The 15,244-nt window shown below is 36.8% G+C and carries 15 protein-coding genes; 8 read left to right on the top strand and 7 right to left on the bottom strand.

What is annotated here, in order from left to right; all coding sequences use genetic code 11:
* The 5 genes from aroC to WBN20_RS02100 form a co-directional block, all read left to right on the top strand.
* The coding region (aroC, locus tag WBN20_RS02120) for a chorismate synthase (protein WP_424280543.1) at window positions 1-846 on the top strand (846 nt) is incomplete at its 5' end.
* 59 nt (window positions 847-905) lie between these two features.
* A complete protein-coding gene (locus WBN20_RS02115) occupies window positions 906-2,231 on the top strand; it encodes a dicarboxylate/amino acid:cation symporter (RefSeq protein WP_424271965.1) in 1,326 nt (441 codons plus the stop codon).
* 16 nt (window positions 2,232-2,247) lie between these two features.
* Complete coding sequence (gshB, locus tag WBN20_RS02110) at window positions 2,248-3,279, top strand: glutathione synthase (protein WP_424280542.1); 1,032 nt, start codon at window positions 2,248-2,250, stop codon at window positions 3,277-3,279.
* Window positions 3,272-4,099, top strand: coding sequence for an N-formylglutamate amidohydrolase (locus WBN20_RS02105; protein ID WP_424280541.1), 828 nt, complete (start codon window positions 3,272-3,274; stop codon window positions 4,097-4,099). Before gshB ends, WBN20_RS02105 begins: the two co-directional genes overlap by 8 nt.
* Window positions 4,096-5,268 (top strand): flavohemoglobin expression-modulating QEGLA motif protein, encoded by a 1,173-nt coding sequence (locus tag WBN20_RS02100; RefSeq protein ID WP_424280540.1) that lies wholly within the window; start codon window positions 4,096-4,098, stop codon window positions 5,266-5,268. The genes WBN20_RS02105 and WBN20_RS02100 overlap by 4 nt, the downstream gene beginning before the upstream one ends.
* A gap of 1 nt (window position 5,269) precedes the next feature.
* Here WBN20_RS02100 and WBN20_RS02095 read toward each other — a convergent pair whose 3' ends face one another.
* Together WBN20_RS02095 and WBN20_RS02090 are read right to left on the bottom strand one after the other, a co-directional pair.
* Complete coding sequence (locus WBN20_RS02095; protein WP_424274312.1) at window positions 5,270-5,683, bottom strand: thiol-disulfide oxidoreductase DCC family protein; 414 nt, start codon at window positions 5,681-5,683, stop codon at window positions 5,270-5,272.
* A 148-nt stretch (window positions 5,684-5,831) separates the two neighbouring features.
* Window positions 5,832-8,003, bottom strand: coding sequence for an endonuclease MutS2 (locus WBN20_RS02090; protein WP_424280539.1), 2,172 nt, complete (start codon window positions 8,001-8,003; stop codon window positions 5,832-5,834).
* A gap of 220 nt (window positions 8,004-8,223) precedes the next feature.
* Between WBN20_RS02090 and WBN20_RS02085 the strand changes: the two genes are divergently transcribed.
* Complete coding sequence (locus tag WBN20_RS02085) at window positions 8,224-9,288, top strand: DUF6340 family protein (RefSeq protein WP_424280538.1); 1,065 nt, start codon at window positions 8,224-8,226, stop codon at window positions 9,286-9,288.
* Between the two features lie 89 nt (window positions 9,289-9,377).
* Window positions 9,378-10,043, top strand: coding sequence for a uracil-DNA glycosylase (locus WBN20_RS02080; RefSeq protein ID WP_424280537.1), 666 nt, complete (start codon window positions 9,378-9,380; stop codon window positions 10,041-10,043).
* Here the strand turns inward: WBN20_RS02080 and WBN20_RS02075 are convergent.
* The 5 genes from WBN20_RS02075 to WBN20_RS02055 all read right to left on the bottom strand — a co-directional run bounded on the left by WBN20_RS02075 (window position 10,030) and on the right by WBN20_RS02055 (window position 14,212).
* On the bottom strand, window positions 10,030-10,881 hold the full coding sequence (locus WBN20_RS02075; protein WP_424280536.1) for a substrate-binding domain-containing protein: 852 nt from the start codon (window positions 10,879-10,881) through the stop codon (window positions 10,030-10,032). The two genes, WBN20_RS02080 and WBN20_RS02075, sit on opposite strands and share 14 nt — an antisense overlap.
* Window positions 10,878-11,750 carry a nucleoside phosphorylase gene (locus WBN20_RS02070; protein ID WP_424280535.1) on the bottom strand — a complete coding sequence of 291 codons (873 nt, stop codon included), beginning with the start codon at window positions 11,748-11,750 and terminating at the stop codon, window positions 10,878-10,880. Before WBN20_RS02070 ends, WBN20_RS02075 begins: the two co-directional genes overlap by 4 nt.
* A gap of 1 nt (window position 11,751) precedes the next feature.
* Entirely contained in the window at window positions 11,752-12,684 is a 933-nt protein-coding gene (locus WBN20_RS02065; RefSeq protein ID WP_424280534.1) for a DUF1835 domain-containing protein, read from the bottom strand.
* Between the two features lie 141 nt (window positions 12,685-12,825).
* Complete coding sequence (locus tag WBN20_RS02060; protein ID WP_424280533.1) at window positions 12,826-13,155, bottom strand: translation initiation factor; 330 nt, start codon at window positions 13,153-13,155, stop codon at window positions 12,826-12,828.
* 106 nt (window positions 13,156-13,261) lie between these two features.
* Window positions 13,262-14,212: an isopenicillin N synthase family dioxygenase gene (locus tag WBN20_RS02055; RefSeq protein WP_424275227.1), complete on the bottom strand. Its 951-nt coding sequence runs from the start codon at window positions 14,210-14,212 to the stop codon at window positions 13,262-13,264.
* Between the two features lie 132 nt (window positions 14,213-14,344).
* Here WBN20_RS02055 and WBN20_RS02050 point away from each other — a divergent pair.
* A partial coding sequence (locus WBN20_RS02050) for a thiamine pyrophosphate-dependent dehydrogenase E1 component subunit alpha (protein WP_424280532.1) occupies window positions 14,345-15,244 on the top strand: 900 nt, incomplete at its 3' end.

Genomic DNA, 15,244 nt, shown 5'->3' with positions numbered 1-15,244 from the left:
GCGAGGACTACTGGCACACCTATTGGTTTTGCTATTTATAATACCAATCAAAAATCCAAAGACTACTCTCATATAAAGGACTCATATCGCCCTTCTCATGCGGATTATGTGTATGATAAAAAATATGGCTTTAGAGATTATAGGGGAGGTGGCAGAAGCTCTGCTCGCGAAACAGCCAGCCGCGTTGTTGCCGGAGCTATCGCCAAACAATTTTTAAATGAAATTAGTATAAATGCCTATGTTTCTCAGGTTGGTTCTCTTCGACTGGAAAAACCCTATTCGGAACTAGATTTAAAATTAACGGAAAGCAATGCCGTTCGATGTCCGGATCCGGACACAGCTGCGAGGATGGAATCTTATATTAAAGAAATTCGAAAAGAAGGGGATACTGTTGGTTGGATTATTAGCTGCGTAATAAAGAATGTTCCTGTTGGCTTAGGAGAACCTGTATTTGATAAGCTTCATGCCGATCTTGGCAAAGCTATGTTATCTATTAACGCAGTTAAAGGATTTGAGTATGGCAGTGGTTTTGAAGGTGTTAAAATGAAAGGAAGTGTTCATAATGATCAATTTAAATCAGATGGCACCACCATTACCAATAACAGTGGGGGCATTCAGGGGGGCATTAGCAACGGTATGGACATTTATTTTAACGTAGCCTTTAAACCGGTTGCTACTGTTATTCAATCTTATGAAACTATAGATAAAGACGGGAACATGGTAAAAACTCAAGGAAAAGGCAGACATGATCCCTGTGTGGTGCCAAGAGCGGTGCCAATTGTGGAAGCAATGGCAGCGCTAGTACTTGCTGATTTCACGCTACTAAATAGAACAATTAAATTATAAACTTCCTTTTTTAGGGGTTTTCCTATCAAAATACTATCTTTCTAACCTAAACTTTTTATATGAGGAAACTGGAATTGCATTGGCAAATCCTGATAGGGATGATCCTTGGTCTTCTTTTTGGCTTCGCAATGACCTATATAGAATGGGGTCGTGGTTTTGTACAGGATTGGATTAACCCTTTTGGTACAATTTTCGTTAAACTACTTAAGCTAATTGCAATCCCTCTTATTTTGGCCTCATTAGTAAAAGGGATTTCCGATTTAAAGGATATTTCAAAATTTAGAAATATTGGACTTAGAACAATAGGCATTTATATATGTACTACAATTATTGCCATTACTATTGGTTTGGTTTTGGTTAATATTTTGCAACCTGGCGAAGGTATTTCAGAAGAAACAATTACAAAGTTAACAGAGACTTATGCTTCAGATAGTGGTGTAACTTCAAAACTGGAAGCAGCTTCCATGCAAAAACAAGTTGGCCCTTTACAGTTTTTGGAAGATATGGTACCGGATAATGCTTTTGGTGCGCTTAGTGACAATAGCCTGATGCTTCAAGTAATATTTTTTACTATTTTCTTAGGTATTTCTATGTTATTAATAGGTGAAAAAAGGTCCAAACCACTCAAGAAGTTTTTTGACTCACTTAATGATGTTGTACTCAAAATGGTAGATTTAATAATGCTTACAGCTCCTGTTGCAGTTTTTGCATTACTAGCCAATGTTGTCGTTTCATCTGGCGACCCGGATCTATTATTAGCGTTGTTAAAATATGCCGGAGTGGTAGTTTTGGGATTATTTTTGATGATTGTTTTTTATACCATAGTGGTAGCTTCTTATACGAAGAAGAACCCTTTCTGGTTTCTAAAGGAGATAAGTCCTGCCCAGCTATTGGCTTTTTCTACAAGTTCAAGTGCTGCAACACTTCCTGTGACTATGGAAAGGGTAGAGGAGCACATTGGAGTAGATAAAGAAGTGTCTAGTTTTGTACTCCCGGTAGGTGCTACTATTAATATGGATGGCACCAGTTTATATCAGGGTGTTGCGGCTGTTTTTATTGCTCAGGCACTTGATTTTCACCTTACACTTGGGGGGCAATTGACAATTGTACTTACCGCCTTGCTTGCGTCAATTGGTTCTGCCGCTGTACCTGGAGCTGGAATGGTAATGCTGGTGATTGTTTTAGAATCTATTGGTTTTCCATCAGATAAGCTGGCTATTGGCCTGGCACTTATTTTTGCGGTAGACAGACCTTTAGATATGTGCAGAACTATTATAAATGTTACCGGAGATGCAACCGTTGCCATGGTGGTTGCCAAGTCTGTCGGTAAATTAGGTAAACCCCACATAGAGGACTGGGATGAATTTTATGACGAAGTAAAATAAATTTAAAACTATACCCATGAACATTTGTTTTCTTATGTATCCCTGGGAGGAGATTGATCCTGAGAATGATACAAGCCTTGCGTTAATTCACGAATGCGTTAAACGAAACCACGGTGTAGCCTTGTGCACGCCTGCAAATCTTACAATTCGAAATAGTGTTACAAATGCTTTTTGTACTGTTATAGGTAGAATGGATAAAGTGCCTGGAAGCCTTAAGTCTTTTTATAAACAGGCAGAAATTAGAGAGGAAATGCTGCCCCTGGCTGGGTTCGATGTTATTTTCATGAGAGCCAATCCACCACTGGACCCCATTATGTTGAATTTCTTAGATTCTGTAAAGGATGATGTATTTATTGTAAATTCCTTGCAGGGTTTAAGGGAGGCTAATAACAAACTTTACACCGCTGCCTTTGGTGATAGCCATAGTAATATAATTCCAGTTACTCATGTTTCCAAGAATAAGAATTATCTGGTAAAACAGATTAAGGAATCTAAAGCTGACAAAATGATCTTAAAGCCATTAAATGGCTTTGGCGGTTCAGGAGTTATCCTGATTGAAAAATCAGCAATGTCAAATATAAAGTCTCTTTTGGATTTTTATGTTTCCAGTTCCGATGGGTCATCCAATTATGTTATTCTTCAGGAATATATTGAAGGCGCAGATCAGGGGGATGTACGAATTCTGATTTTAAATGGAGAACCTATTGGCGCAATGAGGCGCATTCCAGGTTCTGATGATCATCGCTCTAATGTTTCCGCAGGGGGTTCAGTTGCGAGGCATACACTGACAAAACAAGAAAAGGCTCTATGTAAACAGATAGGACCTAAACTGGTAAAGGATGGACTGTTTTTTGTGGGAATCGATGTCATTGGCGGTAAATTGGTTGAAGTAAATGTTATGTCTCCTGGCGGCATAACCTATATGAATAAGGTCTATAAGACAAAAATTCAGTCGAAGATAATAGACTTTGTAGAAAGCAAGGTGGTAGATAAATTACAAGCATTCGACAGGCGTTCCAGATTGCGAAATGAGGTAGAGAATGCTTAAACTTTCAGTTGCCGATATTATTTCAAATATTGAATCTGAAACCCCATTTGAGGCAGTCTCAGAAGATTATTCCTTTGTTCTGAAAATTAGCGAATACGCCCCATACATATGTGCTGCTGTGCACGATGGGCATCAGTTCAGAAAATCACTTTGGAATAATTGCCTCCATACGGAATATGAACGATGGTATGAAGAAGATCCCTGTACAAGCCAAATGGTAGCCTCACATCCTATTGTCCTGACTGGTTGTGATAGCAGATTTGAATATGATCTTAATCGCCCTCCTGACGGTGCCATCTATTCCGATGCCTGGGGAAAGCAGTTGTGGAAAGAACCATTATCGGCAGAAGAATATGATCTTAGTATGCATAAACATGCATCCTTCTACAATGTTGTTCACGCACTCATATACCAAATTGAAAAGAAATACGGTAAGACCATTGTTTTTGATATGCACAGTTACAACTGGAAACGCTGGGAGAGACAAGTGCCTACCTGGAACCTTGGAACAAGTAACATTGACAACCCCCGCTTTGGCAGTATTGTTACAGACTGGAAACAAAAGCTGGGCACAATGGCATTACCAAATAATATAAAATCCGATTGTAAAATTAACGACACCTTTCAGGGAAATGGTTTTTTTCTGAAATATATTACAACGACTTTTAATAATACCCTCGTTTTAGCGACGGAAATTGCAAAAGTGTATTGTGATGAACTCACTGCTATAGTTTATCCCGAAGTAGTGCGTTCCGTGGAGTTACAATTAAAAGAATTAGTACCTTTGCAGGCTAAAGAATTTCACGAAAGAGATTTATGATTACGGAAGACTATCGCCTTGCAATTAAGTATAAGTACCCTAATTTATTGGAAATAGATGACAACCTGGATCGGTTGATAAGGAATATCGAGTTACTAAGCTATGTAAATCCACTTAATATAGAGAAGGAGAAGCATAAGTTTTTTGCTTCAAAAAATATAGACAATCCTGAATTTAAATACCCAAAATTAAAGTTTGATCCCTATAAGCTTCATCGTTTATTTTATTCGCAAAGATTAGAGCGTATACAGGATACGGAATTAAAGAATTTATATACTGAAATTATTTATTACTATGCCAATATGGTGCAATGCATTAAAACAATTGGCAAGGGAAAAGAGTTTTATTACAATTCGCTCAACATATACGGCACTCCTACCGAGAAAGATGTTCAGAATGCTAAATTTATACTTCATTTTGATGATGAACCTACTTCTACAGATATGGAAAAAGTTTTTTCCACAGAAGAGGCAAAGGCGTATTTTGAAGATTTTGCTGCATCCTATGAATTTCCTGTAAACATCAAATATGCGACACATATAGCAGCAGATGCTATGGTGAGTAATGCAACCAAAACATTGCTTATAAAGCGCAATGCTAGATTTAGCCAAAACCAATTGCTTACCTTGGCCAATCATGAAATTGGGGTGCACCTGGTTACTACTTTTAATGCTGCACTTCAACCATTAAAAATATTTTCCAACGGGTTCCCTAAGAATGTAGAAACCCAGGAAGGCCTCGCAGTTTTTAGTGAATACATGAGTGGAGCGCTTACAATTAAAAGACTCAAAGAATTAGCTTATAGAGTATTAGCATCAGATAGTTTAATTAAAGGTTATAATTTTGCTGACACCTTCGATTTAATACATAACCAATATAAATTGAACAGAAATGACGCCTTTTCTATAACCTTAAGAGCTCACAGAGGAGGGGGTTTCACCAAAGACAGGTTGTACTTAAGTGGATTAAAGAAAATCTACAGATTATATAAAAGCAATAAGTCAATGGATATTCTTCTTACCGGAAAAGTAGCGTTAAACAATATTGATCAGATAAAATATCTACAGGACTTAGGTCTGGCACAGCCCATAAGCTTTAATAATCTCGCTTTTTCAGAAAATAGAAATACGAATACCACTCTGGATTTTATTTTAAATAATCTGCAATAGATTAATCCAGAAATTTTGCTTTTAGTTCCGGGGTAGGGATCATGCATTCATTTCGTTTCCCAAACCAGCTATACCTGTTTTTTGCTACAAAATCATAGATCCAATCCCTAATAGGTTTCGGTACCCATTTAAAAACACCCAATAAACGCCAGGCACCTCCAAAAGACTTCCCGATCTCTAATGCTGCAGTAGATTTTGTATAAAAGGCAATATTAGGATCAATAAGTATGATTGAATCTATTTGTGAGGAATCAATTCCCCTTTCATTAAGAAGTATTGTCGCTGTATCGCTTTGCAATGCAGCAAACTTGTAGATGTTTTTTTTATCATGCTTAATGACAAATTGAATTGCATTATTGCAAAGGTTGCAAATGCCATCGAACAATATTATTTTTCTATCCTCCTGTGTTGTCACAAATCAAAAATAAAGCCTAAAAATTAGATATCGATATGTTTTATAATGTCTTTAAGATATTCCTTAACCCAAATACTAATAAAGATTTGATTAAAAGTCAATTTAAATGCAATTATAAATTTCATTTACTTAGGAATACTGTTAAAAGTTACTTTTTAACTTCAACCAATTCCAATTGATCCACGCTCACATTGGTGGTGAACATCCCGTAATTAACTACAGCTTTGTTTTTTTCGAGTTTGTCAATGCTACCAACTGCCCTGCCATCAAACATTCTAACCCGATCTCCAATCTTTAATACTGGCCTGGGTTTATTTTTCTCTTTTAAACCTTCTTTTTTCTTTAACGTCTTCTTTTTCTCACGAATTATTTTTACCTCTTTCTGAACTTCCTGGGCAGTTTCAACCTTTTTTTGTCGCTCTATTTTGGCCTGTGTAGCAGATTTTTTCTTTCGCTTACTATTTTCAGTCTCTACAATTCTTAGAAGTTCAGAAACCAGAATACGTTTCTTTTTATCCAAAAAATATTTGTCGGCTATGGTATTTACCTTATTACCCAAATGGATCATTCTCTGATCATGGTCGTACAATTCCTGATAATTCTCCAGTTTAGATTTTACTTTGGCATTCAGTTTTTCTAACCGCATAGCTTCATCTCTGGCTTTGGACTCTTCTTCCTGAAGTCTGGTGCCTGTTTGAGCCATTTTATTTCGCTCTTTTTGCATTTTGGCAATGGTTGCATCAAAACGCAATTTACCCCGTTCAACCTTTTTCTTAGCTTTGTTGATTAAATTATACGGGATTCCATTTTTCTGGGCTACTTCAAATGTAAAAGAACTTCCGGGCTGTCCTAATTCTAATTGAAAGATGGGTTCCAGAGTCTTGGAATTAAATAGCATATTTGCATTTGTAGCATGTGGTAATTCATCCGCTAAAGCCTTTAGATTGGCATAGTGAGTAGTAATAACACCAAAAGCTCCACGCTCATAGAAGACTTCTAAAAAAGCCTCTGCAAGGGCACCGCCTAATTCAGGATCACTTCCTGTGCCAAATTCATCAATAAGGAATAGGGTATCCTCATTACATTTTTTAAGAAACCGATTCATGTTCTTAAGTCTGTAACTGTACGTGCTAAGATGATTCTCAATAGATTGATTATCTCCTATATCTGTAAGAATATTTTTAAACAGACAAACCGAACTGCGTTCATGAACTGGAATCAAAAGTCCACTTTGCAACATAACCTGAAGCAATCCTATTGTTTTTAAAGTAATACTTTTCCCTCCGGCATTCGGGCCCGAAATTACGATTATCCTTTTCTCTGGATGTAGTTCAATGGTCTGCGGCCATGTCTTTTGACCACTACGTTTATTAGTTAAAAAAAGTAAGGGATGGTAAGCATCTCGCAAATAAAGCCTGCCATTACCATTTATTTCAGGTAATAGCCCATTCATTTCATTTGCATATGTAGCCTTGGCTGCTGTAATATCTACCTGCGTTAAGAATTTTTGATATTCACCCAGGAGATATCCATATGGCCTGATCAGATTTGTTAATTGATTAAGAATCCTTTGAACTTCCTCCTTTTCTTCAAATTCAAGGTTATTTAGCTCTCTGCTGTATTTTAATGAGGCTTCCGGTTCTATATAAACTATACTGCCGGTTTTGGAGGTTCCCATTACAGTTCCTTTTATTTTCCGCCTGTACATTGCTTTAACCGCGAGTACTCTTCGATTTTCTACGACAGACTCCCTGATTTCGTCTAAATAGTCGGCAGATTGATAGCTATTCAAAGCCGAATTAAAACTAAGGTTAATTTTACCCTTGACTTTGTTTATTTGGCTTCGCATTGTTTTTAAAGCTTCGGAAGCATTGTCTTTCACTTCACCAAAACGATCTATAACTAAATCTATATTTGAACCTATTTCAGAGTTAGATTCAATTTGTTCTGTAGTAGCAAATAGGAATGGATAATAATCCTTAAATTTTTTAAAGAACTTTTTATGAGTGTTGACCAGGGCACAGATAATGCCAATTCGTCGAAAACCCGAAATTTCCAAGGTTGTATTTTCTATTTTGAGTAGCTGCAATTCATTGATTATTGAATCAAAACCGTGATTGGGAATCCTATTTTCATTGCTTAAGGAAGCCAGATATTCAGAGGTTTCCCCTAATGCTTCCAATAGATCTTCTTTTTTTACTATTGGCTGAATAACCAATGCTCCTTTCTTTCCCAGTTCAGTACTGCAGCGGTCTGACAGTTGTTGCAATACCGAAGGGAACTCTAAGTCTTGTAAGGTTTTTTTATCTATTATTTGCATTACTATGAATTGCCGATGGCAAAGGTATGGAATAGGGCTGATTTTGAAAATTCTATTATATCGAGAGGTAAAATACTCAAGCGAGATGGAATAACTGTAAATAACGCTTGGTAAAATGCGTGCTGATTTTACCATTTAGTACAATAATCCTATATAAACAGGTGTTTAGTAACTATAGAACAACAATTTAAATTTAGTTCTAAGCATTAAAGCTGTTTTTATGAGAAGATATTATAATGGTATTGTCTTATTATTTTTATTTATGATTTTGGTTAGTTGTAGTACAACCCGGAATGTTGACATACAAACCATGGAGCCTGCGCAGGTTTCTCTTTCAAGTACCATTAAAAGAGTTGGAATTATAGGAGGTAGGGTGCATTTAAAGGAAGAGAAAGAGCAAACCGGACTAAACGTGCTTATTTCAAGAGAAAATGAAAAACTTGCCATTAAAGCAAGGGATGCAGCGATTAATGGGCTATATAATGCACTGGCTGGTGACACCCGTTTTGATACCATAATATTGATGGAAGATATAGTTGAAAATAAGGAGGATCCTAATACTTATGGCAACTATTTAGACTGGAACACGGTTGAATCTTTATGCAACAATTATGATGTTGATGCCATTTTTTCAATGGCTTATTATGATTCAGATACCAGAGTTTCTTTAAAAAAAACCACGATGGAGCAACTAAATTTATTACGTGTAAAAGAAAAAGTTGCTGCACAGCAGATTACGCTTGAAACTTTGATTGAAAACGGATGGCGGATTTATGATCCCTCGAGTAAACTTCTTATTGATGAATTTACTTTTAACAATCAGATTGTTTCAACTGCGAAGGGACTTGATCCTTATGAGGCTCTACAAGCAATAGAAGACAGAGCAGAAAGTATTGTAGAAAAGAGTAAACAGACAGGAAGTTCCTACGGTGCCAGGTTACAGCCTTATGAGCATAGTATTACCAGAGATTATTATGTTCGTGGCACAACAGGTTTTGAACAAGCAGAAATCTATACTTTGTCCGGAGATTGGGAAGCAGCAGCGGACCTATGGAAAAAGGAAACGGAAAATATTGATCCAAAAATAAGCAGTAAAGCCTGCTATAACCTGGCGGTATTAAATGAGATTAACAATAATTTGGATGTGGCAATGGACTGGGCAACTAGAGCTTATTCTCAATACCAGACAAAAAAGATAGCGGAGTATATAGAATCTTTAAAGTACCGGCAGCAACAAAATGGGTTACTTCTTCTTCAACAATCAGAATCCTTAACTTCTAAATAGTATTTCGGACCAACCGGAATGTTATTTATGATTTGGTAAAGTGGTTAGTATTAGTTTAATTTTAGCGTGGGTAATAAACCATTTATTAAATGAACGTTTCTATTCATCCAAGTTGGCAGAATCAACTGCATTCTGAGTTCCAACAACCTTATTTTCAATCACTGGTGCGGTTTGTTAGAGATGAATATACCTCAACTACCTGTTATCCAAAGGGGAATAATATATTTGCTGCATTCGACCATTCTAATTTTGAGACGACTAAAGTGGTTGTTATTGGTCAGGATCCATATCATGGGCCTAACCAGGCCAATGGTCTCTGTTTTTCGGTAAAAGATGGAATCCGTCACCCACCATCATTAATAAATATATTTAAGGAAATAGAAACAGATATAGGTAAACCCTATCCAAAAAGTGGTAACCTTGAAGACTGGGCAGACCAGGGCGTTTTGTTATTGAATGCAACACTCACAGTAAGAGCGCATAGTGCCGGAAGTCATCAGAATAAGGGATGGGAGGTTTTTACTGATGCCGTAATCCGAAAGCTTTCGGCCGAAAAGGAAGGACTGGTATTTTTGTTATGGGGAGGATTTGCTAAAAAAAAGATAGCGTTAATAAATACTTCAAAACACCATATTCTTACCTCCGGACATCCCTCTCCTTTAAGTGCTAACAGAGGCCTTTGGTTTGGGAACAAGCATTTCAGTAAAACAAATGAATTATTAAAGAAGATGGGCAAAGAACCTATAAACTGGTGATAAGTTTACCAACTTCAAGCTTCTGACTAATCAATCCTAATTTAAACATATAATCCTGCACATTCTCAATTGTTTCGGCACTGAGTTGTGTCTGACTCCATTGGGTCATTCTTAACCATTCACGTATATCTTCTAACTGTTGCCCATACTTATTGGACAACGTCCGGTCAATACTTGGAATACGTTTAAATTCTGATGTATAAAGATTTATAACTTCTAAAATATGACCAAGAACCTTCTTGTTCTTTATGAGAAATGATTCAGTAACAGCAATAACAAAGCATGGCCATGGAGTAGGGCAGTCTTCTAATCTTCTAAAAATCCCGGCATCAACAATGGGCTTTGTTGTAAAGTGTTCCCACATAAAATAATCTGCTGTCCCCGATTTTAGAGCTTCTATTGCCCCATCCAGAGTATGAACTATCTCAAAGTTCAGAGAAGATGTTTCCCAACCCTGATTTTGAGCATTTACAAAGGACATTAAATGGCTGCCACTTCCAAATCTGGAGATGGCCGCAGTGGTGTTTTCCAAATCCGCTACAGTCTTGTAATTACTGTTAGCAGCAACATGTATTCCCCACTGAAGTGGTGTTGCAATATATTCTTGTACTATTTTTACGGGATTTCCTTCTGTAATACTTTTCAAAACACCTTCCGTAAGAGTGATGGCTAATTCTGTCTGCCCATTCTCTAACATTGCGCACATTTTCCCTGTACCTTCCGGAATATCTGTCCATACCAGATCAATTCCTCTTGCTTTAAACGCGCCTTCTTCTATAGCCATTATCCAGGGCAGATTAAAGTGCTCCGGAACCCCAACAATTTTTACGGTTTTCAATGGGTCGTAAGTTTTTCAAGCGTATACTTAATTAGGGAATCAATGGTTTTAACCGGATCATTGGAAAATTGGCCGGTACTTCTGTTTGCTAGTATGCAGTTCATTGATGCTGCTCTGTGCCCCAACAATCTTGCAAGCCCATAAATTGCAGATGTTTCCATTTCCATATTAGTAATTCTCATTCCTTTGTATTCAAAGGAACTTAATTTGGCATTTAGGTCATTATCTTCCAATAATAAACGCAGTCTACGCCCCTGGGGCCCATAGAAGCCAACATTGGTCCCTGTGAAACCTGAAATAACCCTGTCTGAGCGTAGTTTTTCTGTTAATTGTAGATCTGACTTCACAACATAGGGAATAGATTTGAAAACAGACCATGCCATATGATCTATAAAGGCAAGTTGTATTTCAGGGTATTGAATATGTTCACTCTCGTAGAAATGAAGCACATTGTCAAAACCAATGGCATAATCACTTAATAAAAAGGAATCTGTGTCTATATCCGGCTGAATGCCCCCTGAAGTACCTATTCTTACGATGTCCAGACTGGTTTTGTCTTCTTTTATGGTTCTTGTCTCCAAATCTATATTTACCAAGGCATCCAACTCATTCATGACAATATCAATATTATCGGTTCCTATACCGGTCGATACAACGGATATCCTCATTCCATTAAGCATGCCTGTATGTGTGATAAATTCCCTTTTTCCTTTTTCCAATTCAAGGGTGTCAAAATATTTAGAAACTAATGGAACCCTGTTTTGGTCGCCAACCACGATAACGGTTTCTGCCAGGTCTTCGGGTAGTAAATTGAGATGATATATACTATTGTCGGCATTTAGAATGAGTTCGGATGCACTCAGCTGCATACTACAGTTTTAAAATTCTGTCCGACTCAGTGTTATATAAGAAGTTATATTTTAAAGCACCTCCAAGATAATCTTCGTTGTCTCGTATTTGCGAATAATAATTGGTTTGCCCCTCCAGAATTTCTTTCCCTTTCCGAGTTAAACGCACAGGGTTAAAAGAAGAAAACAGTGGTCTTAAATTTGAAATTACACGTTCATACTGGGTATCGCCAAAACCATAAAAGCCTTGATTTTGGGTAAGGGAACTCAATAACTCCTTTTTAGATTTTGGTTTCTGCTGAAGAGAAAATTCCAAGACTCGATTCTCCAATTCGTTTAATCCATTCTTTATAGTCGGAAATCTGCGCAAGTGTACTTTGATTGCATCTGAGAGATAATCAAACTGATAATTATCAAAATCGATGAGGTTTTCTAATCGGATAGGATTATCGCTGCAATACAATTGCCAGACATAATCTGCATATTCAATATCGTTCTGAGATAATTTTATTTTATTCTCATAAGAATTCAGGAGTTGTTCATCGCTTAAATCATTAAGTCTGTATAAGCGATTTGTTTCATCTTCATCTCCACTGCACACCAGGTAAATTTCGGCATATCGCCGATGTTTCTTAAGCCAACTTAAAACTGCCAGCATATTTATCTGGCAAAAAAGGTCGTATTCAAACCAAAGGATAATCTGATCTTGTTGTTTATGATTACATAGGGAACGATATTCCTTTAGTGTTTTTTCAACAAACCACGATTTACTAACCTTATAATTTTTATGAAGAAAATCGAACCGGGTTTTCCAAAAGGACTCACTGCCCACATTGGTTTCCGTTTTACCCTCGCAAAGCATTTCACGCCAGGTGATTATTTCTCCCTTAAGTTTTAAAGTTTTTAACTTTTGGGTGAAACTATCCCCGTTGGTAATATGCAATTGGGAACTCATTATGAATGGGTTGTTTAGTTTATAACGTTTAAAAGTAACATTTAATCGAAAAAAACAAAAACAAATTAACAGAAAAACCTTATGAAATTTTGTTAAAAATATTTTTGCCTTATTTTGTTGGGCGTCAAGGGCCTTATTTTCTCAACCTCCAACACGTTTTGTCTTAAATCCCATTTCCTGTAATAAGATCATTATTTTGTCTCTGTAATCTCCCTGTATTATAATAGAATTATTTTTAAAAGTGCCCCCAACGCTCAATTTCTTTTTTAAATCCTGTGCCAATTTCTTAAAATCTTTCTCAGTACCAGTATATCCCTCCAGGATTGTAATTGGTTTACCTTTTCTTTTTTCGTATTTGCAAATTATGGGCTCTTTCTGAAGCCATAATTCGGGTTTCTTTGCATTAATTTTTTCTACTTCTGAAGAGATGTGCTCTGGAAATAGGTTCTTTAATTGATCTTTTAAATCCATTTTAAGACTAAAGTATTTTCTGGTAAAACATAAATTATTTCAAATTAAAATAAATTAGAAATAATTGAAATAAAATTAGTTATACATTTTTATTTAAAGTAATAATTCACTTTTTAATCAATCCAAGTTCAATCAGACGTTCACTCAAAAACTCTCCCGCAGTGATATCTATAAATTGTTTGGGATGTTCATCATCAATACAATTTTCTAGACAATTAAGTGGCATTCCACTAATAGGGTGCATGAAAAAAGGAATTGAATATCTTGATGTACCCCATAATTCACGGGGTGGGTTAATAACCCTGTGAACAGTTGATTTTAATTTGTCATTGGATAAACGTGAAAGCATGTCCCCAACATTGATCATTAATTGATCCGGGCTGGCTATGGCATCTACCCATTCACCCTTATGATTTTGAACTTGAAGACCTCTGCCATGAGCACCCATCAAAAGCGTTATAAGATTAATATCTCCATGAGCAGCTGCTCTAACAGCATTTTTGGGCTCATTTATAATAGGGGGATAGTGAATTGGTCTTAAAATAGAATTACCGTTTTTAATATATTTATCAAAGTAAGTTTCAGACAGATTCAGATGAAGAGCCAATGCTCTCAGGACATACTTGGCGGTCTTCTCCAACATCTTATAAGATTTTTTACCAACTATATTGAATTCTGGCATCTCTTTAACTATCACATTTTCAGGGTATTCAGCTTCCAATACTACATCATCCTCAACAAACTGGCCAAAATGCCAAAACTCTTTTAAGTCTCCTTCTTTTCTTCCTTTGGCATGTTCTTTCCCAAATGAGGTATAACCTCTTTGTCCGCCAATGCCCTCTATTTCATAAGAATCCTTTATGTCCTCTGGTAAATTAAAGAACTTCTTAACTTCACCATACAAGTCTTTTACCAGGTCATCAGAAAGAAAATGACCACTAAGTGCAACAAAGCCAATGTTCTCAAAAGCGCTGCCTATTTCTTTTATAAATTTTTCTTTTCGCTGCGGATCGCCACTTGTATAATCTCTTAGGTCTACACTGGGTATACTACTCATTGTTACGGTTTTTTAGTACTACCAAAGTTAATAAATATTAAGTGCAAATATGTGTATCATTTATACTGTTTTATTGAGGGCAATTTTGTTACATTTATACCCTAAATAAGCGCACAATCTATTCGTTGAAATATGCAATATTTAAGCAAGGGAATTAGTAAAGACAAGCTACTGGAGCTTTACCGGGCTATGCTGAAGCCAAGGATGATAGAAGAAAAAATGCTAATTCTCTTAAGACAGGGCAAAATTTCTAAATGGTTTAGTGGTATAGGTCAGGAAGCTATTTCCATAGGTGTTACGAGTGCTTTAGATGAAGATGAATATATTCTTCCAATGCACAGAAATCTTGGTGTTTTTACAACGCGAGGTATACCTTTATTCAGATTATTTTCACAATGGCAGGGTAAATCAAGTGGATTTACCAATGGCCGTGATCGAAGTTTTCACTTTGGAACACAGGAGTATAAAATTGTGGGAATGATTTCTCACCTGGGACCTCAGTTAGGAGTGGCAGACGGGATTGCTTTGGCTGATCTTCTAAAAAAGAGAAAAAAAGTAACGGCAGTTTTTACCGGTGAAGGAGCTACCAGTGAAGGCGACTTCCACGAGGCTCTTAATGTAGCCGCCGTCTGGGATTTACCGGTACTATTTTGTGTTGAAAACAATGGTTACGGACTTTCAACACCTATTTCAGAGCAATTTAAGTGTGAACATATTGCGGATAAGGGCAAGGGCTATGGAATGGAAACTCATATCATAGACGGGAATAATATTCTCGAAGTTTTTAGCACGGTCAATGACCTATGCGCGAGCATCCGGGAAAAACCAAGACCTGTTTTATTGGAGTTCAAAACATTTAGAATGCGCGGACATGAAGAGGCTAGCGGCACTAAATATGTTCCAAAGAAGCTCTTGGAGGAGTGGGCAGCGAAGGATCCTATAGAAAATTATGTGGAGTATTTGCACGCCCAGGGGATTCTATCTGAGGAGTTGGAAGTTGAATTCAAAAAAGAGATTATTCATGAAATAGAT

The sequence above is a fragment of the Eudoraea sp. genome (genome assembly GCF_049665975.1).
Taxonomy (GTDB): domain Bacteria; phylum Bacteroidota; class Bacteroidia; order Flavobacteriales; family Flavobacteriaceae; genus Eudoraea.
Note: the sequence above shows the minus strand (reverse complement) of the source record. Positions and strands in the feature narration are given on the sequence as shown.